The following is a 24,364-nucleotide window of genomic DNA, read 5'->3' on the forward strand; positions in this document are numbered from 1 at the left end:
GGTCGCCAGCGGGAACAGTGTTTGCGAGGTGTGCGTTATCCCTTTGGAACAAAGGAGATTTCGCATGACACGGCTCACCCTGCTGATGAGCGCCGCTTTAATGACCATCCCATTGCTGGCGGAGGCCAAACCGCCCAATGACAAAGGGGCCTGGAAAGCGCGCGGCGCGCCCGGACAGACCCAGGGCTGCCCGCCGGGGCTGGCCAAGAAATCACCCGCCTGCGTCCCGCCCGGACTGGCCAAGAAGGGCGGATTGCAGATAGGTGATCGTCTGGTCGATGAGCGTTATATCGTGATCCGCGACCCGGCGCGCTACGGCCTTGACCCCTATGGCACCTATTATCGGGGTGACGGATACGTCTACCGCGTGGACCGGGAAACCCGCGAAGTGCTGGATCTGATCGGCGCCGTGTCAGCCATTCTCAACTGACTGTTTCCAGTGCTGAAATCGCAGATCACTTGGATCGGTACGGCATCCATGGCACACTTGTCCTCACCTTTCGAGGGATGTGTCATGATGCGCTCTCTGGCCCTCGGGCTATTACTTTCGGCGATCTCGGGACCTGTGGTGGCGGATTGTGCCACTGCAGGGCTTGGGGTGCGATGCCTCAATGTCGGGCCGAACGTGTCGGGTCAGGAGGGGGTGAAGCGCCACCAGACCAGAGCGCGTCGTATCGTTTCCACGGGCCCCCGGAGCAAGCCAGAGGATCGCCCGGGCCGTTTCATCGTTCCACCGATCGTCGCGGGCGTGGCCGCGCATCATATCCTGAGCTATGGGGATACCCTGCCCGAGCACGGACTTATCCTCATGAATCCCTTACGTTATGGCCTGCCCCGACCGGAAAACGGCTGGACCTATTTCAAGGTGGGCGAGGATATCTATCGCGCCGAGATCCGCTCCCGGCGCGTGCTGAACTACATCAATCCCCATATCAACCGCTACTGATCACTCCGCCGCGACGCGCCCGGCCTTGAGCATGGGGGCGAGGTAACGGCCGGTGTGGCTGCGGTCGACCTTGGCGACCTCTTCCGGCGTGCCGGTTGCGACGATTTCTCCGCCGCCATCACCGCCCTCGGGACCGATATCGACGATCCAGTCGGCGGTTTTGATGACGTCGAGGTTGTGTTCGATCACCACGACGGAGTTGCCCTGGCCGACCAATTCATGCAGTACTTCCAACAGCTTGCGCACGTCCTCGAAGTGCAGACCGGTGGTCGGTTCGTCGAGGATGTAGAGGGTGCGGCCGGTGGAACGTTTCGACAGTTCCTTCGACAGCTTGACCCGCTGTGCCTCGCCACCTGACAGCGTCGTCGCCTGTTGACCGACCTTGATATAGCCAAGGCCGACGCGGACCAGCGCATCCATCTTCTCGCGGATGCTGGGAACAGCGTTAAAAAACTCCTGCGCGTCTTCGACCGTCATATCAAGAACGTCGGCTATGCTCTTGCCCTTGAACTTGATCTCCAGCGTTTCGCGGTTGTAGCGCGCGCCCTGGCAGGTTTCGCAGGTGACATAGACGTCCGGCAGGAAGTGCATCTCGATCTTGATGACGCCGTCGCCCTGGCAGGCCTCACACCGACCGCCCTTGACGTTGAAGGAGAAGCGGCCGGGCTTGTAGCCGCGTGCCTTGGCCTCGGGCAGGCCTGCGAACCAGTCGCGGATCGGGGTGAAGGCCCCGGTGTAAGTCGCTGGATTTGAACGCGGAGTCCGGCCAATGGGTCGCTGGTCGATGTCGATTACCTTGTCCAGATGTTCCAGCCCCTTGATCGTTTCGCAGGGCGCGGGCGTCTGCCGCGCGCCGTTCAGGCGCATGGAGGCGGTCTTGAACAGGGTCTCGATGGTCAGGGTCGACTTGCCGCCGCCGGAAACACCGGTGACGCAGACAAACTTGCCCAAGGGGAAGTCGGCGGTGACGTTTTTCAGGTTGTTGCCGGTCGCCTTGACGACGGAAACGGTCTTCTTGTTGCCCTTGCGCCGTTCGGCGGGGACGGGAATTTCCCGTGTGCCCGCAAGGTATTGGCCGGTCAGGCTGGCCGGGTCCGCGGCGATATGCGCGGGTGTGCCGTGGGAGACGACAGAGCCGCCATGCACCCCTGCCCCCGGGCCAATGTCGAAGACGTAGTCGGCCTCGCGGATCGCTTCCTCGTCATGTTCGACGACGATCACCGTATTGCCCTGATCCCGCAGGTTTTTCAGCGTGGTCAGCAGACGGCCATTGTCGCGCTGATGCAGCCCGATGGAGGGTTCGTCCAGCACGTAAAGCACGCCGGTGAGGCCGGAGCCGATCTGGGAGGCGAGCCGAATCCGCTGGCTTTCACCGCCCGAGAGGGTGCCGGAATTGCGCGAAAGCGTAAGGTATTCCAGCCCGACATTGTTCAGGAATCCAAGGCGTTCGCGGATTTCCTTGAGGATGGCGCGGGCGATTTCGTTGCGCTGCGCGGTCAGGTTGTCGGGGACGGTCTGGCACCAATCGTAGGCCTCGCGGATCGACATCTGGACCACCTGCCCGATGTGGAGGAGCTGTTCCTTCTCCTTGGCCGGGCCGATTTTGACCGCCAGCGCCTCCTCCTTCAGGCGGTAACCGTCGCAGGTGCCGCAGTGGCGATTGTTCTGATATTGCTCGAATTCTTCGCGGATCCAGTTGCTGTCGGTCTCGCGGTAACGGCGTTCCATGTTGGGAATGACGCCCTCGAAGGTGCGGGAGACCTGGTAGACGCGGCCGCCCTCGTCGTAGCGGAAGGCGATTTCTTCGTCTCCGGAACCGTAGAGGAAGACCTGCTGGACATGCGGCGGCAGATCCTTCCAACGCGATTTCTTGTCGAAATCATAATGCTTTGCGATGGCTTCGATGGTCTGGAGGAAATAGGGACTCTTGCCCTTGCGCCAGGGGGCGAGCGCCCCGTCGGCGATCTTGAGAGTGGCATCGGGGACGACGAGGCGTTCGTCGAAGAAGAGCTCGACCCCCAGGCCGCCGCAATCCGGGCAGGCGCCAAAGGGGGCGTTGAAGGAAAAGAGGCGCGGCTCGATCTCCGGAATGGTGAAGCCACTGACGGGACAGGCGAATTTTTCCGAGAAGGTGAACCGTTCGGGTTCCGGTTCCACCCCGTCATTGTCTGCGCGGGGAGCGGTTTCGAGGATGGCGATGCCGTCGGCGAGATCGAGCGCGGTGCGGAAACTGTCGGCCAGCCGCGTCTCCATCCCCTCGCGCACGACAATGCGGTCGACGACCACGTCGATGTCATGGCGGAATTTCTTGTCGAGCGTGGGGGCGTCGTCGAGGTCGTAGAACTGTCCGTCGACCTTCACCCGCTGGAACCCCTGTTTGCGAAGCTCCTGAAATTCCTTCTTATATTCGCCCTTCCGGTCCCGGATGATCGGGGCGAGGAGATAGCCGCGGGTGCCCTCCTCCATCCCCATGACCCGGTCGACCATGTCCTGCACCTGCTGCGCCTCGATCGGCTGGCCGGTGGCGGGGGAATAGGGCGTGCCGACGCGGGCGAAGAGCAGGCGGAGGTAATCGTAGATCTCCGTCACCGTGCCGACGGTGGAGCGCGGGTTCTTGGAGGTGGTCTTCTGTTCAATGGAAATCGCCGGGGAGAGGCCGGAGATGTGATCCACGTCCGGTTTTTCCATCATGTCGAGGAACTGCCGCGCATAGGCGGACAACGATTCCACATAGCGGCGCTGGCCCTCGGCATAGATCGTGTCGAAGGCCAGAGAGGACTTCCCGGATCCGGAAAGCCCCGTGATAACAACCAGTTCGTTACGCGGAATATCGACGTCGATATTCTTGAGGTTATGTTCGCGCGCGCCGCGCACCTCGATGTTCTTCAGCTCGGCCATGAGTCCCCCGGCGATGAATGCCTAAGAAATAGTTTAAGGCCGTCCGTCTTCCAAGCAAAAATGAAGAACATAACGAGAACTTGCGGCAAGGCCTCACATTCATATTACCGCATGCCAGATGGCTATTAATTCGACCGGCCGGAAACGGCGTTCCCGTAAGGAGGGCTAAGATATTCCGATGTGCAAAATAACGGCCGCTTGGCGCTTTGGGGGCGGGCCGACAGCGAATTTGAGAGATGCTCCGCCCTGCCCCACTGCCGACCGCGCAACGACTGCTCGGTTGAAGATATCGGCGTGCCGAAATTGGCCGCCCATTGAGCGGCCATATCGTCGAAGGGAGTGTGATCAGGACTTGCGCCGTTTCGCCAGGCCGATGCCTCCGAGAGCCGTGAGCAACAGGAGCCCTGCAGCGGGGACCGGAACCGGGGTCGCATCGACGATGCGGACGTTGTCTAGTGCTGGGCCGTAGGCGGCACCATCGGTAATCGAATCGAATTGCAGTAAGTGGGACGTATCGTTGGCCACGAAATCCAGAGACATCGTGGTCCAACCCATATCTGTCCGCGTCCTACCCGTCGTATAAAATGAGAATTGGTCGGAAAATCCGGCAATTGCGGCAAACAGATCTTTCCTTACCGGAGAGTCATCGGGGTTGCCTGCCATATCGAAGAGGAGCGTGTAGCTACGGCCAATGACAAGATTTGTCACCATCTGCGAGATCGAGGCCCCGCCGCCGTTGCCGTTCATATCGATGCTGCGCACGCCGTCGGAATGCTCCCAGTATCCGGAAATATGGTCGATGTTGGCTCCCGAAATCGTCCATCCAGTCAAGGATCCAGATCCGGGGTCATAGGTCTGAAAAGCGCCTGAACCCGTGGGGTCTTCGAAGCTGCCGTTGACGACAGTCGCTGCGCTGGCAGATCCGGCGACAACGGCAAAGGCGGCCGCCAGAATTGTAAACTTGGTCATGAAATCACTCCTTCGTCGCATCCAATTTGCCCAAATACGATAGACTTTCTCCAACCTAGGTGTTGCAGAGCGGGAGTCAATCAAGGGCAGAAGTGATCAATGTGGCAGCCTACATATGGATTTCGCGCCCGTAGGCCGCCAGAACGGCCTCGTGCATCATCTCCGACAGGGTGGGATGCGGGAAGACGGTGTTCATCAGATCTTCTTCGGTGGTCTCCAGCGCGCGACCCACGACATAGCCCTGGATCAGCTCGGTCACCTCGGCCCCGACCATATGGGCGCCCAGAAGCTCGCCGGTCTTTTCGTCGAAGACCGTCTTGATCAGGCCCTCGGGTTCGCCCAGGGCGACGGCCTTGCCGTTGCCGATGAAGGGGAATTTGCCGACCTTGACCTTGTAGCCCGCCTCTTTCGCCTTGGCCTCGGTCATGCCGACGCTGGCCACCTGGGGATGGCAGTAGGTGCAGCCCGCGATGGCGGCGGGATCCACGGCATGGGGATGCCCGCCCGCGGCCAGTTCGGCGACCATGACGCCCTCGTGGCTGGCCTTGTGGGCGAGCCAGGGGGCCCCGGCCACATCGCCGATGGCATAGACGCCGTCGACCCCGGTGCGGCAGTATTCGTCGGTCACGACATGGGTCCGGTCGAGTTTGATGCCCGCCTCTTCCAATCCCAGATTCTCAACATTTCCGACGATGCCGACCGCGGAGATCACGGTGTCGAATTCCAGTTTCTCAACCTTGCCGCCGGTTTCGATATGGGCGGTCACCTTGCCTTTGGAGCGGTCGAGTTGCTTGACCATGGACTTCTCCATGATGGTCATGCCCTGCTTCTGGAAGGCCTTTTTGGCGAAGGCGCTGATCTCCGCATCCTCTACGGGCAGCACGCGGTCCAAGACCTCGACCACGGTCGTGTCGGCGCCGAGCGTGTTGTAGAAGCTGGCGAATTCGATGCCGATGGCGCCGGAGCCGATGACGAGCAGCTTTTTCGGCATGCGGGGCGGGTTGAGGGCGTGTTTGTAAGTCCAGACCAGATCGCCGTCGGCCTCCAGCCCCGGCAGTTCGCGGGCGCGGGCGCCGGTGGCGAGGACGATGTGCTTGGCGGAGATCTCCTCCGCCCCCTTGTCGGTCTTGACGGAGATCTTGCCCTTGCCAGCCAGCTTGGCCTCGCCCATCACGACATCAACCTTGTTCTTCTTGAGCAGGTGCTTGACCCCGCCCTCCATCTGCTTGGCCACCCCGCGGGAGCGTTTGATCACGGCATCGAGGTCATAGTCGATCTTGTCGGCGGAGAGGCCGAACTCCTTCGCGCGGTGCATGAGGTGGAAGACTTCGGAGGAGCGCAGCAGCGCCTTGGTGGGAATGCAGCCCCAGTTGAGGCAGATGCCGCCCAGATGCTCACGTTCGACAACGCAGGCCTTCAGACCAAGCTGGGCGGCCCGGATCGCCGCGACATAGCCGCCTGGACCGGCCCCGATCACCAGAAAATCATAGGTTGCGGCCATGGTCGATTCCTCCATCCAGCAAGATAGTTTGACGTTAAACTATTTTCGAGACCGCCTCAATAGACGAAGAAGGCCCCGGAGCATTTCGCCGCGGGGCCTTTGGAAACACATCGTGATTTCAACCACTTGCTCTATTCGGCGGCTTGCAGTTCGCGCACGGTCTTGCCGTATCCGCCCTCGTCCAGATAGCTGCTTTCGCCCTGCGTGACGCGCCGCGACAGGGCTGCGTTGCGGTAGGGGAAGCGGCCGAACTGGCGGATGACCTCGCGGTGTGCCTTGGCGTGCAGCAGGTTCGACGCGCCCGCAATCGGCATCCGTTCCTTCATCAGGCGCACGCAGCGTTCCTGATCGCAGAGGTTTTCCGAGTGCATCAGGGGCAGGTAGAAAAACTGCCGCGCCGGTTCGTCGATCTGCATGTCCCAGTTGCGGTCGATGGCCATCTTGGCCGCCGCGCGGGCGATATGGTCGCTGGAAAAGGCGCGGCCGTCGTCGCGGAACATGTTGCGGGGGAACTGGTCGGTCAGGATGATATAGGCCAGCGTGCCCGTGGGATAGGTCAGCCAGAGGCCGTAGGACCCTTCCACAGCGGCCTTCCAGGCGGTGCCGAAGCGTTTTCGGATCGTCTCGTCCAGCTCTTCTGTCGCGTTGTACCAGCCCTCGGGGCCGGTTTCGTCCAGCCAGAATGCCAGGATTTCTTCGGGGCTCACCATGCTATCCTCCCGGGTTGCGCCGCCACTTATCCACAGCTTCGCAAAACTGTTACGCTTTGCAATTCACAAATTCCGTACCTTTACCGCTATCAGGCTGCGGGCGTGTCTTTTTCGTCATCCTCGGCGTTCTCGGCCGCCCATTCCTGCGCCGCTTCGAGCGCGACAGAGGTCGCCGACATCATCACCGGAGCGTAGGAACTGGTGTCCGCGACCGAGGGGGCCGGGCGTTGCGTCATCCGGTAGAGCGCATAGAGTGCCAGGGCAAAGAGCAGTGCCCCGATGAAAACCCAGAAGCCCTGCGGCCCGATCACCGTCATGATCCAGCCGGTGACCAGCGGGCCGGAGATCGCGCCAAGCCCGTTGATGAAGATCATCCCGCCCGAGGCCGCGGCCATGTCATCGACCTCCAGAAAGTCGTTGGCATAGGAAATCAGCAGTGAATAGAGCGGGTTGGACATGCCCCCCACCATGAAGGCGGCGAGCATCAGACCGATCTGGTTGTTGATCGCCACGCCGATCACCGCCCCGATGCCGCCGACGAGGGCGACCATCATGATCAGGCGGCGGCGGTCCATCCGGTCCGACAGCCAGCCCAGGGGATACTGCGAGAGGGTCGCGCCGATGTAGAAGGTCGCGATGAAGAGCGAGATCTGCTTGAGGCTCAGCCCGGCCTCCGCCCCATAGACCGCGGCCATGCCGAACTGGGCGGAGAAGGCCCCGCCCAGCAAAAAGACGCCGACGCAGGAGAGCGGCGAGACCTGGAACAGGCGGCGCAGGCTCATCGGGGCGGTGCGTTCGAAGGCCGGGGTCGGCGAGATCGACAGGAGAATCGGTGCGAAGGAGATCGAAACCAGCACCGAAGGGATGATGAAGAGGATGAAGCCCGAGGGGTCCCCGACCAGCAGAAGCCCCTGCGCCGCGACGATGCCGATCATCTGCACCATCATGTAGACCGACAGCGTCTTGCCCCGCGTTTCGTTCGTGGCGGCGTGGTTCAGCCAGCTTTCGGCGGTGACATAGACGCCGGAGAAGCAGAAGCCGATCAGCACGCGGCCCAGGGTCCAGGTGATCGGATGGGCGAAGGCCGGGTAGAGGATCAGGATGGCGGAGATGAATGAGCCGAGGGCGGCAAAGACCCGGACGTGACCGACCCGGCGGATCATCTCCGGCGCGGCGCGCGAGCCGCCGAGGAAGCCGAGGAAGTAGGCGGACATGACGATCGACATCTCGAAGGTCGAGAACCCCTCGATCTGGCCCCGCACGCCAAGCAGCGTGCCCTGAAGGCCGTTGCCGACCATCAGCAGGGAAAGACCCAGCAGCAGGGCCCAGGAAGATGACAGAACCTGAAACATGTCGCGCGACCTCCGGTTTTCTTTCGCCTGCCCGATTCGAGACGGCATGGCCAGCCTAACCGGCTACGGTTTAAGCATGGGTAGCCGTGCACCGGTCGACGGTCTGACTGTAGTGCGTCCCTCAGGGGATCAACAGCGACGCGTCACCGTAGGAGAAGAACCGGTAGTCTTCGGCCACCGCGTGGGCGTAGATCTTGCGGATGCGATCCTGTCCGACCAGGGCGGAGACGAGCATCAGCAGCGTCGATTTCGGCAGGTGAAAATTCGTCATCAGCGCGTCGGTCACATGGAAGGTGAAGCCGGGATAGATGAAGATATCCGTCTCGCCGCGCCAGGGTTCGATCGTGCCGGAGCGTGCGGCGCTTTCGATCAGGCGCAGGGCGGTGGTGCCCACGGGGATGACGCGGCCACCTTTGGCCTTGGTCGCCGCGATGTCGCGCGCGGCGTCGGCAGTAACCTCGCCCCATTCGGCGTGCATCTTGTGGGTGGTCACGTCCTCGACCTTGACCGGCAGGAAGGTGCCCGCGCCGACATGCAGGGTGACATGGGTCGTCTCCACCCCCATGGCGGCGATGCGGTCCAGCAGGTCCTGATCGAAATGCAGCGAGGCCGTGGGGGCGGCCACGGCGCCGGATTTCTCGGCCCAGACGGTCTGGTAATCTGTCTTGTCCTCGTCATCGGGGGCGCGCAGGGCGGCGATATAGGGCGGCAGGGGCATGGCGCCGGCCTCGGCCAGGGCGCGGTCGAAATCCTCGCCCGTCAGGTTGAACTCCAGGACGCCCTGCCCTTCCTCTCTTGCCAGGAGCGTGGCGGAGAGGTCGTCGGAGAAGCGGATGACCTCGCCCTCTTTCACCTTCTTCAACGGCTTGAGCAGCGCGGCCCAGTGACCGCCCGGGCGCGGCTCTAGCAGGGTGGCCTCGATCCGGGCCTCCGTCGGGCCTTGGGCGGTGTCGCGGGCGCGTGTGCCGCTGAGGCGCGCGGGGATCACGCGGGTGTCGTTCAGGACCAGCCGGTCGCCGGGGCGCAGCCAGTCGGTCAGGTCACGGACCACGGCGTCGTGGATCGTGTCGCCGTCGGACACCAGCAGGCGGGCAGAGCTGCGCGGCCGCGCGGGGCGGGTGGCGATCAGCCGCTCTGGCAGGTCGAAATCGAAGTCGCTGAGGTGCATGGGCCGTTCGTCTGTCGTCGCTCAATTGGTGCGTGGGGGCGGGCGGCGGAAAATCTCTCTGAACATGCCGGGTGTAAAGAGGGAAAGCGGATTGACCTGCACGCGGGGGTTGGCGACCGCGCCGATCAGCCGGTAGTTGAAGCCGATCAGCCCCTCGCCGTCGTTACGGCTGAACAGGCGCCCGATCCCGTTGATGACATAGAGCGGCGAGACCACGCCCTGCATGTCCATCCGTTTGCCATCAAAGTCATAGATGCCGTCCATCGAAACGCCCATGGAGGCGCCGACAGCGCTGGCGCCGCGCAGGATCAACTGCGAGGGGGTCAGGCGGAAATCCGCGTTCGCCTCGGTGAAGAGGATGCCGTTGCCCGACATCTGTTCCAGCAGGCCGACGATGGAGAGCGCCGAGAGCAGGGACGCCATGGCCGGGGCGTCCTGGATCCAGATGTCGCGGACCTCCAGATTGCCGTCATAGGTGCCCTTGGGGCCGACCGGGGTCAGCGTCAGGTCCAGCGTGCCGCCCCTGCCCCGGTTCAGCAGTCCGGTGGCAGCCAGGGTCCGGCCGGCATCCTCGGAGGTCGCCCGCAGGGCCGAGCCGCCGTTGCGCGGGATGACCGTGCCCCGGATCTGCGCCGCGCCGTTGAGCAGGGCGGTGAAGGAGCCGTTCAGGCCGTTGCGGGTTTCGAACTCGCCGCGCATGTTGTGCAGCGCGATGCCTTCGGAGACCTGCAGCCGGTCCAGCGCGAGGCTGACCGGGCCGCCCTTGCCGTTCGGCTCTCCCAGGTTCATCCGGCGCAGATCGACCCGGCCGCCGGAAATGGCGACCCTGGGGGCGACGGATTTGCCGCGGCCGGTCAGTGTCACGGGTGCGTCCAGCCAGGTGCCCATCCTGACCCGGGAGAAGCGCGCGGTGTCCAGGCCGCCCCCCTCGGGATGCAGACGGATGGTGCCCGCGACCTCGACCCCGGGTGCGCTGAGGCTCAGCCGGTCGATCTGGGGCGGGGTGCCCAGCTGGCCGGAGATGTCGAAGCGGCCGGTTTCGCGTTCTGAAAGGGTCCAGTTCAGGGCTGGCACGCGCACAGAGATACCTGAAAGATTAGAGGTGGCGGCGAATTCGGGCGCGGTGCCACGGGCGAAGTCGATCTCGACATTGGCGCGGCCTGTGCCGCCGATGCTGTCCGGCGGCAGGCCCAGGTTGAGCTGCGCGCCGAGGTCTGCACCGACGGTCAGCCAGCCCTCGAACCGGCTGCGGCCCTGCCCCTCGGGGGTGAGATCGGCCTGCCATTTGCCGCCGACGGGGATCGTGCCCAGCTGTGCGTCGCCACGGGCGGTGATCTGCTGCGCGGTGCCGGTGATGTTCAGGCTTTCAGCCTGCAGGGTCTGGCCGGGAACGATGGCATCGCTGGTGAGGTCGCTCAGATCGGCGCGGTAGGCGATGGCGATCTTGTCCACCGGCAGGTTCTTGACCAGATCGAAGGCCAGGTCGGCGGAGAGATCGACCCTGCCCTGCGCCATATCCGGCGTGCGCCCGGCCTTGGACAGCAGGTTCAGCGGCTCCAGATCAATCAGGGTCAGCACATCGCCAAGCGCCCCCGCCGCGCGCAGCAGGACCTGCGCCGGACCGTCCTTCATCCGGGTGTTTTCGTAGATGAAGGAAGTCCCCGCGATCTGCAGCCCCTCGCCCCCCGGCGCGTAAAGCCAGCCGTCATCCGCCGTCACCACAAACCGGTCGCCGCGCAGTTCGGCGTGGCCGCTGGCGGCCTCTACCGGGGGCATGGTGGGCAGGAAGGTGGTGATGAGATCCTCGAAATCGAAGCCGAGGGTGACGTCGGGCCGGGTCGTCGGGAAGGAGCGCACGCCCAGTTGCAGGTTGCGCAGGGTGCCTTCCAGCACGTTGCGCGCGATCCATTCGCGGGTCTTGGGCAGGGCCGTGGCGGGCCAGAGCTCCAGCACGTCGTCTGCGGTCAGGCTTTGCGTGCGGGCGGTCATGCTGACGTCCCAGCCTTCGGGCTCGGCCTCGAACCAGCCCTGTATCGCCAGGGTCTGGCCGCGGTCGCGCAGGTCGAGGCGGCCGACCTCCAGCCGGAAGGGATCGAGGTTGAGCCGCATCTCCGCCTCCGCCCTTTCGAGGTAGAGCGGCACCTGGAAAATGCCGGCGGGGTTGGCCGTCAGTTCGGTGATGCGCAACTGGCCGGTCATGGCGGCGGGAATGCCGTTGGAAACGCCGTCGAGGACGATCCGCCCCTCCGCCGTGGCCTCGACCCAGACGCTTTGCACGGTCAGTTCGTCGAAGCGCAGGGTCAGGCTGGCGGGGTCGTATCGGAAATAGGTCCGGGCAGAGCGGAAGGGGACGGGATCGCTCGTCTCGCCCGGGGCGAGGTTGCCCGCGCCGATCTGCAGCGTGCCGTGCAGGGGGCCGATCTCTCCGTCCTCGTTGGTGGAGACGCGCAGCGCGCCGGAGATGGGCGCGTCCAGCACCCCCAGCCAGGCGAGGCCTGCGCTTTGCGTGGCGATGTCGCGGGCGGCGGCGTCCTCCACCCGCAGAGCGAGGCTGGTGGCGCGGCTGTACATCTTGCCCGCGATGCTCAGCTCACCCGTGGTGGCATAGGCATGGCCGCCCAGCACGGCGAAATCCCCGCGCAGCCGCAGATCGTCGCCATTTCGGGTCAGTTCCAGCCGCCCGCCGTCCATCGTCCAGGCGCGGCCGCTGCGGCGGTCCTCATACCGCACGGTCAGCGCGGCCCCTTCGACCCGGCGCAGGGAAGAGAAGGAGGGATGGTCGAGCAGTTCGGAAAGCGCGTTGATCAGTTGCCCCGCCTCCTGCCCGGCCACCTGCGCCGTGCCGGAGAGATCGGAGGGCGTGCCGAAGGCGACACCATAGGCGCCCGCCTCGTCCCGGCGGAAATCCAGCCGTGTGCCGGTGACCGAAATCACGCGGGGGCGCAGTTGACCGTCCAGCAGGCCCGCCGGATCGAGCGAGCCGGTGACATCCGACAGGGCGATCGGGTCGCCGCGGCCAAGCGGGGTGATCTGCACATCGGTGAGGTGCAGGCTGGGCTGCCATTGGTCGGACACGGTGAGGGTGATGTCGCCAAACCGGATCGTCACGTTGGAGATGGCGCCCGCGATCCGCGTCTCCACCCGGTCCTTGATCCAGGCGGGGGCGACGAAGGTCTGCCCCTTGGCGTACCAGAGCAAGCCCAGCCCGGAGAGCGCCAGCAGCAGGACCGGGACCAACAGCCCCCCGGCAAGCCAGAGCAGGACACGCCGGGCCCGGTGCGGCCGCTTTGCCCGCCCCGCCTCGGGGTCTGTTTCGACGCCTTTGTCCGTTTTGTCCGTCACCTGAGCAATGACCGCCCTTTTCCTTGCGCCCCCGTGGTTTATCATTGGCATCTCATGAGTGCGAAAGGAAAGCCAGTCACGATGTCTCAACCCCTGCCCGAACCAGGCCAGACCGCCCCTGATTTCACCCTGCCGCAAGATGGCGGAGAGCCCGTCACCCTTTCGGCCCTGCGTCCCGCCCCGGTGGTCCTGTTCTTCTACCCCAAGGACGACACGCCGGGCTGCACCACGGAGAACAAGGATTTCACCGCCCTGGAGGCGGAGTTCGCCGCAGCGGGGGCCAGGGTGATTGGCGTGTCCAAGGACACGGTGGAGAAACACGCCAAGTTCCGCAGCAAGCACGATCTGACCGTGATGCTGGTCTCGGATGCGGAGGGGTCCACCTGCGAGGACTATGGTGTCTGGGGCGAGAAGAAGATGTACGGCAAGACCTTCATGGGGATCACCCGGGCGACCTTTCTGATCGACGGGGACGGCAAGGTCGCCCGGGTCTGGCCCAAGGTGAAGGTCGCGGGGCACGCCGAAGAGGTGCTGGCAGCGGTCAGGGCACTGTGATCCGGTGGCGTTCCGTTTTACCGGGCTGCTAACGCGCTGCCCGCCGGAGGGGGTGCGCCATACGGCGCTGAAACCCGGCCATGTGGTGCGCCCGCTGGAGGCGCCGCAGGTCGGCAGCGCGATCCGCATGCCGCAATGGCAGCCCCGGCGCGAGATGCTGGAACCCTATCTGGAGGAGCTGGGCATCGCGGGGGCGGACTGGGTCTTTCTGGCCTGCGAGGCCTGGTCCGGGCCGATCGACTATGTCCAGCGCTACGGCCAGATCGGGGCGGAGCGGCTGGAAAGCGTCGCACAGTATGACCAGAAGGCCCGGCGGCTGTACCTCGACCTGATGGAGCGGTTCGGGCTGGGTGCGGAGGCGGAGGATTTTCAGCCCCTGCGGCGTGATTTCTGGGGTCGGCTGTCGGGCGCCTGAGGTGCAGCTGACTAGAAACGCGTATCTTGAATGCAACTTTTGGGGTACTATCCTCGTACCTACTAGTGCCATGCATCCTGGGTGGGGGCTCTTAACGAGGAGAACCCAGATGTTACGCAATAAACTCAGTACTATCGCAATCGGCTGTCTCAGCTGTGCCGCCCCGGCTGCGCTTGCAGATATCGGGATCGGCCTAGGTGTTTCGATCGGCGGAGATTCCGTCGCGGACGCAGATGTCGGTGTGTCCGTCGGTGGCGGCTCCGTGGCTGATGCGAGTATCGGGGCCACTGTCGGCGGCGGGTCTGTCGCGGATGCGGATGTCGGGGCCACTGTCGGCGGCGGCTCCGTCGCGGATGCGAATGTCGGGGCCACGGCCGGCGGAGGGTCCGTCGCATCGGCCGATGTCGGCGCCACCATCGGCGGCGGATCGGTTGCCGATGCGAACGTCGGCGCCACCGTGGGCGGCGGGTCCGTCGCTTCGGTCAGCCTCGGGACGACAATGGGCGGCCAGCCGGGCACCGGAACGGGGAGCTCGGGCGGCACCGGGACCACCACCACATCCGGCACGAATGGCACGACCTCGACGTCGAACCCCCAGGGCGGCGGTGTGAGCATCATCGGCTCGCCGCTGATCACGCGGGACGGGGTCAACATGGGCCGGATCGCGCGGGCCGACAGCAGGTTGATCTGCACGCGAAATGTCTGCGTGCAGTACGCCACGATGCCGACGCTGACCCGCGAAGGGCTGGTCGTGAACGTCGACAGCTCCGCCCTGCTGCGCTGAACCAAGGGAACCCGGGACCCGGCACTGATCTGTCCGGGCCCTGACCTCTCTGCCCCGGTCGGGTCGCTCAGTGTAACTCGCTCCGGGGCTCTCTCTGGGCATTCCTGGCGTCCGCGTGCTAAGTCGCGGAAAACGCCGAGGTTCGCCCATGACACAGCCCCAATCACAGCAGATGTCCCTGGCCGAGATGGCCGTCGAGGTCCTGACCACTGCCGATGGCCGGGCCAAGACCGCGCTGGCGCATAGACATGCGGCGGCCTGGCGCGCCGCGCGGGCGGGGGAAGCCGAGGAGATCGCGATCGGCCGGGCGGACCCGCCGCTGCGCCCTGCCCGGCCCGAGAAGCCCGAACTGCTGGATCCGCGCGACGTGCCCCGGCGACGTCCCGGCAGCCGCAAGGGACAGATCGCCATCCTGCATGCGGTGGCACATATCGAGTTGAACGCGGTTGACCTGCACTGGGACATCATCGCGCGGTTCACCGAGGCCGGGTTTCCCATGGGGTTCTACGACGACTGGGTGCAGGCGGCGGATGAAGAAGCCAAGCATTTCAACCTTGTCTGCGACTGTCTTGAAGCGCTCGACTCCCACTACGGCGCGCTGCCGGCCCATGCGGGGATGTGGCGCGCGGCGGAGGATACGGTGGAGGATATCTTCGGCCGTCTGGCCGTGGTCCCCATGGTGCTGGAGGCGCGCGGTCTGGATGTGACGCCGGGGATGATCGAGATCTATGAAAAGGCCGGGATCACACAGGCGGTCGAGGCGCTGAAGGTGATCTATGCCGAAGAGGTGCACCATGTTGCCTACGGGTCCAAGTGGTTCCACTGGATCTGCGGGCGCGACGGGCTGGACCCGAAACCGGTGTTCCATGACCTTGTCCGGCGCTATTTCCACGGCGCGCTGAAGCCGCCATTCAACGAGGAAAAGCGCGCCGAGGCGGGGTTGCCGCCGGATTTCTACTGGCCGCTGGCAGATCAGACCCCTCCTAAAGGATAGGTCAAAAGTGAGGTGCAAGCGGCTCAGTTTGGGCGGTTTTTCGCCAATCGGGCGGATTTTTTCCGGTTTGGCGCCAAGGCGGGTCAAGAAAACTTGTCGTGGGCCGGTTGGGACGATAACACCTTTGCAAACGCTTCCAGGGGGACAACGGGGGGCGTGGTTTGGGGAACGGGACAGGGGACGCCGCGCGTGAGAACACGTTTAGCTATCCGAGCACATGCTCTGCTGGAGCGACATTTTCCGGAACGTCGGCTGTTCCTGAAATCTGACACTGATACGCGGTTCATCCGCCTCAAGCCGGCCACACAGCTTATCGCCTTTTCCGGCACCGCCGCCGTGATCGCCTGGACGATCATCGCCACGGCGATCCTGCTGATGGATTCCATCGGGTCGGGCAATTTCCGCGAACAGGCCAAGCGGGACCAGCGCCTGTATCAGGCACGGCTCAATGACCTGGCCTCGGAGCGCGACCAGCGGGCCGAGGAAGCGCTGGCGGCACAGGACCGGTTCAACTCCGCTCTGGAACAGATTTCTGTCATGCAGTCGCAACTGCTGGCGGCGGAAACCCGTCTGCGCGAGGCGGAAACCGGGCTGGGAGTTGTGCAGGCCACCCTGCGCCGCACCATGCAGGACCGCGACACCGCCCGCGAGGAGGCCCAGGCGCTGTCGGCCAAGCTGGGCGAGGCCGATGGCCCGCTGCCCGGCACCGTGTCGGCCGCCGCCAATCAGGCCGCGCTGGATTTCATGTCCGCCGCGCTGGAACAGACCGCGGCGGAGCGGGACGAGGTCACGGCCAATGCTCAGGACGCACTGACCCAGGCCGAGGAAATGTCGCTGCAGATCGCGCTGATGCATGACCACAACGACCAGATCTTCCGTCAGCTGGAACAGGCGATGAATGTCTCGATCAAGCCGCTGGACAAGATGTTCCGCGCCGCCGGGATGAGCACGGACCGCATCATCGACCAGGTGCGCCGGGGCTATTCCGGCCAGGGCGGCCCGCTGACGCCGATCTCTCTGTCGACCATGGGCGAGGAACCTTCGCTGGATGCGGGACGGGCCAACCAGATCCTGAATCAGCTTGACCGCCTGAACCTCTACCGCGTGGCCGCCGAAAAGGCCCCCTTCGCGATCCCCGTGAAAGCCAGCTACAAGTTCACTTCCGGCTTCGGCTATCGCCGCGACCCCAAGACCGGCGGGCGGCGGATGCATTCCGGCGTCGATTTCGCCGGGCCCGTCGGCACCCCGCTCTATGCGACGGCGGATGGTGTGGTGAAACATGCGGGCTGGCAATCCGGCTATGGCCGTCTGGTGAAGATCCAGCACGACTTCGGCATCGAAACCCGCTACGCCCATATGTCTCGCATTGGCGTGAAGGTCGGACAAAGAGTCTCGCGCGGGGAGCGGATCGGTGATATGGGGGCATCCGGACGGGTGACCGGGCCGCATATCCACTACGAGGTCCGCGTTGGCGGGCGCGCCGTAAACCCGATGACTTATATCAAGGCTGCTAAAAATGTTTTCTAAGAGCAAAATCAACGAACCCGGCCCGAAAACCGGCGACACGTCGTCCTCTCCGGCCTCCGGTGCGTCCGACAGCGGCGCTGCCAAGTCCTCCGGCGCACCCGATTTCAAACCCTCCGCCCCCAAGGCGAAACCGGCCGCTTCGGTCCTGTCCTCCGATCTGCACGTGACGGGCAACCTGAAGACCTCCGGCGACATCAATGTCGAGGGCACGGTGGATGGCGACATCCGCGCGCATCTGCTGACCGTGGGCGAAACCGCCACCATCCGCGGCGAGGTGATCGCCGATGACGTGGTGATCAACGGCCGCATCGTGGGCCGCGTGCGGGGCCTGAAGGTCCGTCTGACCTCCACCGCCCGCGTCGAAGGCGACATCATCCACAAGACCATCGCGATCGAGAGCGGCGCGCATTTCGAAGGCTCCGTGCAGCGCCAGGACGATCCGCTGTCGGGCAACAAGGGGGGCGCCAAGCCTGCCGCTGCTCCTGCGGCGTCCGCTCCGTCATCCGCACCCTCGGCGGCGGCGACCGCAGCCAAACCGACGGCCCCGACCGAGGGCTGATCTTCGGTACAGTCAATTGCGAGGGCCCCACGCTGAGCGTCGGGGCCTTTTCCGTTCGGGCTGCCGCGCCTCGGTGCCGGGGTCCCGAGGGGCTATCCGGTCACGCAAGGTTCCTTGAACGCGAGGCCCCGGCGCGGGGGCCGGGGCGTGTGGGGTGGCTCAGGTCTGACCTGCCCCGGCCTTTGTGCCGGGGTCCCGAGGTGATAGCCGGTCACGCCGGGCGGATTGAGCGTGCGGCCCCGGCGCGGGGGCCGGGGCGTGTGGGGTGGCTAAGGTCTGACCTGCCCCGGCCTTTGCGCCGGGGGCTCGCGGGGTTATCTGGTCACACCGGGCGGATTGAGGGAGAGGCCCCGGCGCGGGGGCCGGGGCTTGGGAGTGTAGAGCCCGGTCAGGCCTCCAGTTCCGCATCCCAGTAAAGGTAATCAATCCAGCTTTCGTGCAGGTGGCCGGGCGGGAACTTGCGGCCCATGTTCCGCAGCTCCTCCGCGCCGGGGGCGCGGGGCGGTTTGCGCAGGGACATGTTGGCGCGGCGCAGGGATTTGGACCCCTTGCGCAGGTTGCAGGGCGAACAAGCGGCAACGACGTTTTCCCACGAGGTGATGCCACCGCTGGCGCGGGGCACGACGTGGTCGAAGGTCAGGTCGCCCTTGGCGCCGCAGTACTGGCACTGGAACTGGTCCCGCAGAAATAAATTAAAGCGCGTGAAGGCCACGCGCTTTTGGGGTTTGACGTAATCTTTGAGGACGACGACCGAGGGTATCCTGATCTCGGTACTGGGGCTTCGGACAAAGGTGTCGTATTCCGCCACGATGTCCACCCGGTCGAGGAAGGCCGCCTTCACAGCCTCCTGCCAGGGCCAGAGACTGAGGGGATAGTAGGATAGCGGCCGGTAATCCGCGTTCAGCACCAGGGCGGGATGCTGTTTCAGCGCCGCCGGCTCCCGCACGAATTCCGTCCTGAAGTCTCCGTCCATCATCGCAACCGCCTTCGCCCTGCCTGCCCGAGATTGGCCCAGGGCGGGAGTCCCGCCCCTGCCGTTGGTTCGACTATATATCGCGGATGACCTAAGGCAAGCCCCCGACATACAGCTTATCCACAGGGCTAGCCGGATTCGGTGACAGTGCCGTGACATTGGGCCATTACGTTGAGCGCGGGCTGTGTCGTCCTATCTGTGACCTGCGACGTCCGAGCCGTGTGGGCCGGGGCGATCTTGTGACGTGACCTGGGAGAGTGACCATGAGTGACAAGCTGGTTCTCGACGGACTTCTCGAAGCCGCGCTCTATGCGGAGGATCTGGATGCGGCGGAGGCCTTTTATGCCGGGGTTCTCGGGCTGGAGAAGATCACCCGGGTGGAGGACCGCCATGTCTTCTACCGGGTCGGCGATATGGTCCTGCTGATCTTCAATCCGCTGCGCACCGTCACCGGCTCCAGCAGCACGCAGATGCCGGTGCCGCCGCACGGGGCGCAGGGACAGGGGCACCTGTGTTTCCGCGCCAGTGCGCCACAGATCGCCGCCTGGGCGGAGGCGCTGGAGGCGGATGGTCACGCGATCGAGGCGGATTTCCACTGGCCGAACGGGGCGCGGTCGATCTACTTTCGCGATCCGGCGGGCAATTCGCTGGAGATGGCCGAGCCGCGCCTCTGGTTCGAGGCGTAAGGCGACCCGGCCCCTGTCAGCTCAGATCGAGAGGTCCTTGATCCGGTCCGGCTCGATCATCTTGAGCTTGCGGTTGCTGACACCGAGGGGCTTCATCCGTTCGGCATGGGCGGCAAAGTTGGGATGGGCGGAATGCTCGCGCAGGCAGTCCTTGTCTTCCCATTCCTCGTAGACGCGGAAGAGGTTCGGCTGATCGACGCTTTGCCAGAAGCGGTAGTCGATGCAGCCGCGCTCCTCCTTGCACTTCTCCGCAGCGAGGCGGAAATTCGCGGCCGCCTGTTCCTCGTTGCCGGGGGCCACTTCCATGGTGCCAGTGATGATGATCATGCCTCTCTCCCTTGTCCGTCGCGGCACAATTTCACGAACTGACCGCGCGGTAAAGAGATTTACTGCAGCCTCAAAGCCCGCATTTGTCCCGCATGAAGGCCAGCGCAACCGACAGGCCGTCCGGGGCAATACCATGGGCAGTGCCCTTCATCACATGGGCATAGACCTCTTTCCAGCCGGCCTCCTGCAGCGCTTCGGCGGCGGCGGGCAGGCTTTGGGGCGGAACGACGTCGTCCTGATCGCCGTGGACCAGCAGAACCGGCGGGCGGCTGACCGCTTCATCGGCCAGCAGTTCGGGCTCCAGCAGCCGACCGGAGAAGGCGACAATCCCCGCTACCTCGTCCTCGCGCCGGGGGGCGACATGCAGGGCCATCATCGTGCCCTGGGAAAAGCCGAAGAGGACGACCTGTTCGGGCAGCACGTCCTCATCCACCATCAGCGCATCGAGGAAAGCGTTCAGGTCCTCGACCGCCTGGGTCATGCCGCGTTCGGCCTCTTCTTCGGAGGAGCCGTCGAGCCAGGGGATCGGGAACCACTGGTAGCCGAAGGGGGCGCCGGGAACCGACTCCGGCGCGTCGGGGGCCACGAAGAGCGTGTCGGGCAGATGTTCGCCCAGCACATCGGCCAGCCCCAGAAGATCCGCGCCATTGGCGCCATAGCCATGCAGGAAGACCACGACCGAGCGTTTTTCGCCCGAGACCGGTTCCTTCCGGCCCGCATTCAATACCCGTGTCACAGTGTTCCCTCCCTCTGCTTTTCCATGCGGTAGAGCTCCCACAGAAGCCGCGCCGCCACGGCCCGCCAAGGGGACCAGCGCGCCGCCATGGTGCGCAGGGTCCGCTCGTCGGGCCGTGCCTCAAGGTCGTAGAGGATACGCGCGGCCTCCTGCAAGGCCAGATCTCCCGCGGGGAAGACATCGGCGCGGCCAAGGGCGGAAAGGGCGTAGATTTCCGCCGTCCAGCGTCCGATGCCGGGGATGCGGGTGAGATCTGCGATGACCTCCTCCTCCGGCAGGGCGGTGTGGGCGTCATAGGCGGGCGCGGCCCCGGCAAGCGCCAGCGCATAGCGGACCTTGGGGCGCGACAGCCCGGCGGCGCGCAGCCCCTCCTCCCCCGCCACCAGCACCGCCGCGGGCGTGGTCAGCCCGCCCTCCTCCACCCGGCGCCAGATCGCGGCGGCGGAGGCGGTGGAGACCTGCTGGCCGACAATGGCCTGAAAGAGCGTGGCAAACCCCGCCGGGCGACGGCGCAGCGGCGGGGTCAGCGCGGTCAGGCGGGCGAAGGCCGGGTCGAGGCGGGCGAGCGCCGCCGCGCCTTCGGCGATGTCTTCGGTCGTGTCGATCAGGCGGGTCATGGCCGCACCATGGCCCGGCGCGCGGCCCGGGGCCAGTGGGCGGATGCCTCCGGCGGGAGTATTTCGGGAAAGATGAAGGGTGTGCGCGTCTCGCGTTTTCTTTTTGCCGACAATATCCCGGGGTAGCCGGACCCGCAGGGGTCGGCGGAGGGGCTGAGCCCCTTGTACGGGCCGCAGTGGGGGCCCGGGCCGCAGGCCTGTCAGAGCGGGGGGATGTCGCCCTCGGCCCGGTCGGCGTGGAAGCGCGCCTCCCAATCGGCGAAGGTGCCGCTGGCGATGGCGTCGCGCATACCCTGCATGATCTCTTGGTAATAGTGCAGGTTGTGCCAGGTCAGCAGCATGCCGGAGATCATCTCCTGCGCGCGGAAGACGTGGTGCAGATAGGCGCGGGAATAGTTGCGGCAGGCTGGGCAGCTGCAGTTTTCGTCCAGCGGGCGGGGGTCGTCGGCGTGGCGGGCGTTCTTGATGTTGACCACGCCGTGGCGGGTGAAGGCCTGCCCGGTGCGCCCTGAACGCGATGGCAGGACGCAGTCCATCATATCCACCCCGCGCTTGACCGCGCCGACGATATCATCGGGCTTGCCCACGCCCATCAGATAGCGCGGGCGATCTTCAGGCAGCTGGTCGGGCGCGTAGTCGAGGCAGGCGAACATGGCCTCCTGCCCCTCGCCCACGGCAAGGCCGCCAATGGCATACCCCTCAAACCCGATGTCGCGCAGGGCCCTGGCGCTTTCGCCGCGCAGGTCCTCCTCCAGCCCGCCCTGCTGGATGCCGAAGAGCGCGTAACCGGGCCGGTCGCCAAAGGCTTCGCGCGAGCGGGCGGCCCATCTCATCGACAGGCGCATCGACTCCTCGATCCGCTTGCGGTCGGCGGGCAGTGCGGGGCATTCGTCGAAACACATCACGATGTCGGAGCCGAGGAGGCGCTGGATCTCCATCGAGCGTTCGGGCGAGAGCATGTGCTTGGAGCCGTCGATATGGGATTTGAAGGTCACCCCGTCCTCGGTCAGCTTGCGCAGCGAAGCGAGCGACATGACCTGGAACCCGCCCGAGTCGGTCAGGATCGGTTTCGACCAGTTCATGAACTTGTGCAGCCCGCCCAGGCGGTCGATCCGTTCGGCCGTCGGGCGCAGCATCAGGTGGTAAGTATTGCCCAGCAGGATATCCGCGCCGGTGTCGGCCACGCTTTCCGGCATCATCGCCTTGACCGTGGCGGCGGTGCCGACGGGCATGAAGGCGGGGGTCCGGATCTCGCCCCGCGGGGTGGAGATGCGGCCCAGTCGGGCCTTGCCGTCCTGGCCCAGCTTTTCGAATGCAAAACGGGTGGTCATGGGGTCCTCGTGCTCAGGAGGGTCTTTTGGCGCAAACCTTCGGGCTTGTGAAGGGCGGGACCTGTGCCCGTAACTTCGGTGCGATGACGCTGGTTGGCCATTCGTGACAGGTTTCCAGCGCCCTGCGACGATCCGGGCGCCGGACCCCTCTGGACCCGGGCGACCACAAAACCTATATATTCGGTCAGGAACAAGGCAGGACGACATGACCGATACCCAGGAACCGATGGAAGGGGCGCCGCTGATCGCGCCCTCGACCACTGACCATCCGCTTTACGATGCGGTGACCGATGCCTGCCGCTCGGTCTATGACCCTGAAATCCCGGTGAACATCTATGATCTGGGACTGATCTACACGATTGATATCACCCCGGAAAACGAGGTGAAGATCGTCATGACCCTGACCGCTCCGGGGTGTCCGGTCGCCGGGGACATGCCGGGCTGGGTCGCCGATGCGGTGGAACCGCTGGAAGGCGTCAAACAGGTGGATGTCGCGCTGACATGGGAGCCGCCCTGGGGCATGGACATGATGTCGGACGAGGCGCGGCTGGAACTGGGGTTCATGTAAGTCCCTGCGGCGTGTGCGTCTTTACGCAGACGTCATGCGTCCTTCAAATTCCTGTCACCACTTGTCGCGATAGGGAACCCGTTCAACAAGAGGGTTCCCCCATGACGACCAGATTTCTGCCCCTTCTTCTCGCGCTGGCCACTGCGCCCCTAGCCGCCCAAGCCGAAATGTCCGGCGCGGCGGAAGGCTACAGCTACGGCATCCGACCTGCCTACCTGATCAGCCGGATGAATGACGGCCCGCTCAAGGACAAGCTGGGCGCCTGCATGGGCCAGGCTGCCACGCCGACCAAGTTTTCCATCGGGCACCGTGGTGCGCCGCTGATGTTCCCGGAACATACGGTGGAATCGAACCGGGCCGCCGCCGCCATGGGTGCGGGTATCCTGGAATGCGACGTGACCTTCACAGCCGACAAGGAACTGGTCTGCCGCCACGCGCAGAACGATCTGCACACCACGACCAATATCGTGGTCAGCGATCTGGGCGACAAATGCACCCTGCCCTTCGCCCCGGCCACTGGCGACGACAAGGCGCGGGCTGAATGCCGCACCTCCGATCTGACGCTGGCCGAATTCCGCACGCTGTCGCCCAAGATGGACGCGGCCAACGGCGCGGCCACCAGCGCCGAGGCCTATGTGAACGGCACGGCCAACTGGCGCACCGACCTCTATGCCAACGGCGCGACGCTGATGACCCATGCGGAGTCCATCGCCCTCTTCGACGCGCTTGGCGCGGATTTCACGCCGGAGCTGAAGGCGCCGTCGGTCGAGATGCCCTTTGACGGATTCTCCTACGAAGATTACGCGCAGAAGATGATCGACGAATACAAGGCCGCCGGGATCGACCCTTCCCGCGTCTGGGCGCAGTCCTTCGATCTCGACATCGTGACATACTGGATCGAGGCGGAGCCGGAGTTCGGCAAACAGGCCGTCTACCTGATGGACGAATATGAGACCCACGAGGGCTTTTCGCCCATGGACGAGGCCACCTGGCCGAACACCATGACCGAGCTGAAGGAGATGGGTGTGAACTACATCGCGCCGCCGCTCTGGATGCTGGTGACGCTGGACGATGCGGGCAAGATGGTGCCCTCCACCCTGGCCTTGAAGGCCAAAGAGACGGATGTCGGGATGATCGCCTGGACGCTGGAACGCTCCGGCCCGCTGCACAATGGCGGCGGCTGGTATTTCCAGTCGGTTGCGGACACGATCGACCGCGACGGTGACTATTTCGAGATCCTGGACGTGCTGGCGCAGGATGTTGGCGTGATCGGCGTCTTCTCCGACTGGCCTGCGACGGTGACCTACTACGCCAACTGCATGGGTCTGTGATCCCCCGGGGCCGTCCGCCATGCTGCGGGCGGCCCCTTGTTCTGCCGCTCCGGAAACCTTAGGTTCAGGTACAGG

The 24,364-nt window shown here is 64.9% G+C and carries 23 protein-coding genes; 11 read left to right on the forward strand and 12 right to left on the reverse strand.

What is annotated here, in order from left to right; genetic code table 11:
• The first annotated feature begins 64 nt into the window (after positions 1–64).
• Complete coding sequence (locus ACFC2Y_RS01675; protein WP_375173321.1) at positions 65–430, forward strand: excinuclease ABC subunit A; 366 nt, start codon at positions 65–67, stop codon at positions 428–430.
• A gap of 84 nt (positions 431–514) precedes the next feature.
• Positions 515–946, forward strand: coding sequence for a hypothetical protein (locus ACFC2Y_RS01680; RefSeq protein WP_375173322.1), 432 nt, complete (start codon positions 515–517; stop codon positions 944–946).
• Here the strand turns inward: ACFC2Y_RS01680 and uvrA are convergent, their stop codons facing one another.
• The 7 genes from uvrA to ACFC2Y_RS01715 form a co-directional block, all read right to left on the reverse strand.
• Positions 947–3,844 carry an excinuclease ABC subunit UvrA gene (uvrA, locus tag ACFC2Y_RS01685; protein WP_375173323.1) on the reverse strand — a complete coding sequence of 966 codons (2,898 nt, stop codon included), beginning with the start codon at positions 3,842–3,844 and terminating at the stop codon, positions 947–949.
• A 345-nt stretch (positions 3,845–4,189) separates the two neighbouring features.
• Entirely contained in the window at positions 4,190–4,813 is a 624-nt protein-coding gene (locus tag ACFC2Y_RS01690; protein ID WP_375173324.1) for a choice-of-anchor C family protein, read from the reverse strand.
• A gap of 109 nt (positions 4,814–4,922) precedes the next feature.
• Positions 4,923–6,314, reverse strand: a complete 1,392-nt coding sequence (gene lpdA / locus ACFC2Y_RS01695; protein WP_375173325.1) for a dihydrolipoyl dehydrogenase — start codon at positions 6,312–6,314, stop codon at positions 4,923–4,925.
• 131 nt (positions 6,315–6,445) lie between these two features.
• Entirely contained in the window at positions 6,446–7,024 is a 579-nt protein-coding gene (locus ACFC2Y_RS01700) for a DUF924 family protein (protein ID WP_375173326.1), read from the reverse strand.
• A gap of 89 nt (positions 7,025–7,113) precedes the next feature.
• Positions 7,114–8,376: an MFS transporter gene (locus tag ACFC2Y_RS01705; protein ID WP_375173327.1), complete on the reverse strand. Its 1,263-nt coding sequence runs from the start codon at positions 8,374–8,376 to the stop codon at positions 7,114–7,116.
• A 121-nt stretch (positions 8,377–8,497) separates the two neighbouring features.
• On the reverse strand, positions 8,498–9,544 hold the full coding sequence (gene queA / locus ACFC2Y_RS01710) for a tRNA preQ1(34) S-adenosylmethionine ribosyltransferase-isomerase QueA (protein ID WP_375173328.1): 1,047 nt from the start codon (positions 9,542–9,544) through the stop codon (positions 8,498–8,500).
• A 21-nt stretch (positions 9,545–9,565) separates the two neighbouring features.
• Positions 9,566–12,886: a hypothetical protein gene (locus tag ACFC2Y_RS01715; protein ID WP_375173329.1), complete on the reverse strand. Its 3,321-nt coding sequence runs from the start codon at positions 12,884–12,886 to the stop codon at positions 9,566–9,568.
• 81 nt (positions 12,887–12,967) lie between these two features.
• On the opposite strand from ACFC2Y_RS01715, the gene bcp reads away from it, so the two are divergent.
• From bcp to ACFC2Y_RS01745, 6 genes are all read left to right on the forward strand, one after another.
• Positions 12,968–13,441, forward strand: coding sequence for a thioredoxin-dependent thiol peroxidase (gene bcp, locus ACFC2Y_RS01720; RefSeq protein ID WP_375173330.1), 474 nt, complete (start codon positions 12,968–12,970; stop codon positions 13,439–13,441).
• A gap of 4 nt (positions 13,442–13,445) precedes the next feature.
• The gene (locus ACFC2Y_RS01725; RefSeq protein ID WP_375173331.1) at positions 13,446–13,856 is read left to right on the forward strand and encodes a hypothetical protein; all 411 of its coding nucleotides are present in this window, start codon (positions 13,446–13,448) and stop codon (positions 13,854–13,856) included.
• A gap of 109 nt (positions 13,857–13,965) precedes the next feature.
• A complete protein-coding gene (locus tag ACFC2Y_RS01730) occupies positions 13,966–14,640 on the forward strand; it encodes a hypothetical protein (RefSeq protein ID WP_375173332.1) in 675 nt (224 codons plus the stop codon).
• Positions 14,641–14,788: 148 nt separating this feature from the next.
• Positions 14,789–15,634, forward strand: coding sequence for a ferritin-like domain-containing protein (locus ACFC2Y_RS01735; protein ID WP_375173333.1), 846 nt, complete (start codon positions 14,789–14,791; stop codon positions 15,632–15,634).
• 189 nt (positions 15,635–15,823) lie between these two features.
• The gene (locus tag ACFC2Y_RS01740; protein WP_375173334.1) at positions 15,824–17,161 is read left to right on the forward strand and encodes a DUF5930 domain-containing protein; all 1,338 of its coding nucleotides are present in this window, start codon (positions 15,824–15,826) and stop codon (positions 17,159–17,161) included.
• The gene (locus tag ACFC2Y_RS01745) at positions 17,151–17,720 is read left to right on the forward strand and encodes a polymer-forming cytoskeletal protein (protein WP_375173335.1); all 570 of its coding nucleotides are present in this window, start codon (positions 17,151–17,153) and stop codon (positions 17,718–17,720) included. Before ACFC2Y_RS01740 ends, ACFC2Y_RS01745 begins: the two co-directional genes overlap by 11 nt.
• Before the next feature lie 388 nt (positions 17,721–18,108).
• Here the strand turns inward: ACFC2Y_RS01745 and ACFC2Y_RS01750 are convergent, their stop codons facing one another.
• A complete protein-coding gene (locus tag ACFC2Y_RS01750; RefSeq protein ID WP_375173735.1) occupies positions 18,109–18,693 on the reverse strand; it encodes an HNH endonuclease in 585 nt (194 codons plus the stop codon).
• A 263-nt stretch (positions 18,694–18,956) separates the two neighbouring features.
• On the opposite strand from ACFC2Y_RS01750, the gene ACFC2Y_RS01755 reads away from it, so the two are divergent.
• Positions 18,957–19,379, forward strand: a complete 423-nt coding sequence (locus ACFC2Y_RS01755; RefSeq protein ID WP_375173336.1) for a VOC family protein — start codon at positions 18,957–18,959, stop codon at positions 19,377–19,379.
• Positions 19,380–19,400: 21 nt separating this feature from the next.
• Here ACFC2Y_RS01755 and ACFC2Y_RS01760 read toward each other — a convergent pair whose 3' ends face one another.
• The 4 genes from ACFC2Y_RS01760 to tgt all read right to left on the reverse strand — a co-directional run bounded on the left by ACFC2Y_RS01760 (position 19,401) and on the right by tgt (position 22,390).
• Positions 19,401–19,706: a putative quinol monooxygenase gene (locus tag ACFC2Y_RS01760; protein ID WP_375173337.1), complete on the reverse strand. Its 306-nt coding sequence runs from the start codon at positions 19,704–19,706 to the stop codon at positions 19,401–19,403.
• Positions 19,707–19,776: 70 nt separating this feature from the next.
• Complete coding sequence (locus ACFC2Y_RS01765) at positions 19,777–20,442, reverse strand: alpha/beta hydrolase (protein ID WP_375173338.1); 666 nt, start codon at positions 20,440–20,442, stop codon at positions 19,777–19,779.
• Positions 20,439–21,059: a DNA-3-methyladenine glycosylase family protein gene (locus ACFC2Y_RS01770; protein ID WP_375173339.1), complete on the reverse strand. Its 621-nt coding sequence runs from the start codon at positions 21,057–21,059 to the stop codon at positions 20,439–20,441. The genes ACFC2Y_RS01765 and ACFC2Y_RS01770 overlap by 4 nt, the downstream gene beginning before the upstream one ends.
• A gap of 200 nt (positions 21,060–21,259) precedes the next feature.
• Entirely contained in the window at positions 21,260–22,390 is a 1,131-nt protein-coding gene (gene tgt / locus ACFC2Y_RS01775) for a tRNA guanosine(34) transglycosylase Tgt (RefSeq protein WP_375173340.1), read from the reverse strand.
• 205 nt (positions 22,391–22,595) lie between these two features.
• Between tgt and ACFC2Y_RS01780 the strand changes: the two genes are divergently transcribed.
• Entirely contained in the window at positions 22,596–22,958 is a 363-nt protein-coding gene (locus ACFC2Y_RS01780) for an SUF system Fe-S cluster assembly protein (RefSeq protein WP_375173341.1), read from the forward strand.
• Between the two features lie 101 nt (positions 22,959–23,059).
• Positions 23,060–24,289, forward strand: a complete 1,230-nt coding sequence (locus tag ACFC2Y_RS01785; RefSeq protein WP_375173342.1) for a glycerophosphodiester phosphodiesterase family protein — start codon at positions 23,060–23,062, stop codon at positions 24,287–24,289.
• Positions 24,290–24,364 lie beyond the last annotated feature (75 nt).

The organism is Pseudooceanicola sp., assembly GCF_041987405.1.
Taxonomy (GTDB): domain Bacteria; phylum Pseudomonadota; class Alphaproteobacteria; order Rhodobacterales; family Rhodobacteraceae; genus Pseudooceanicola.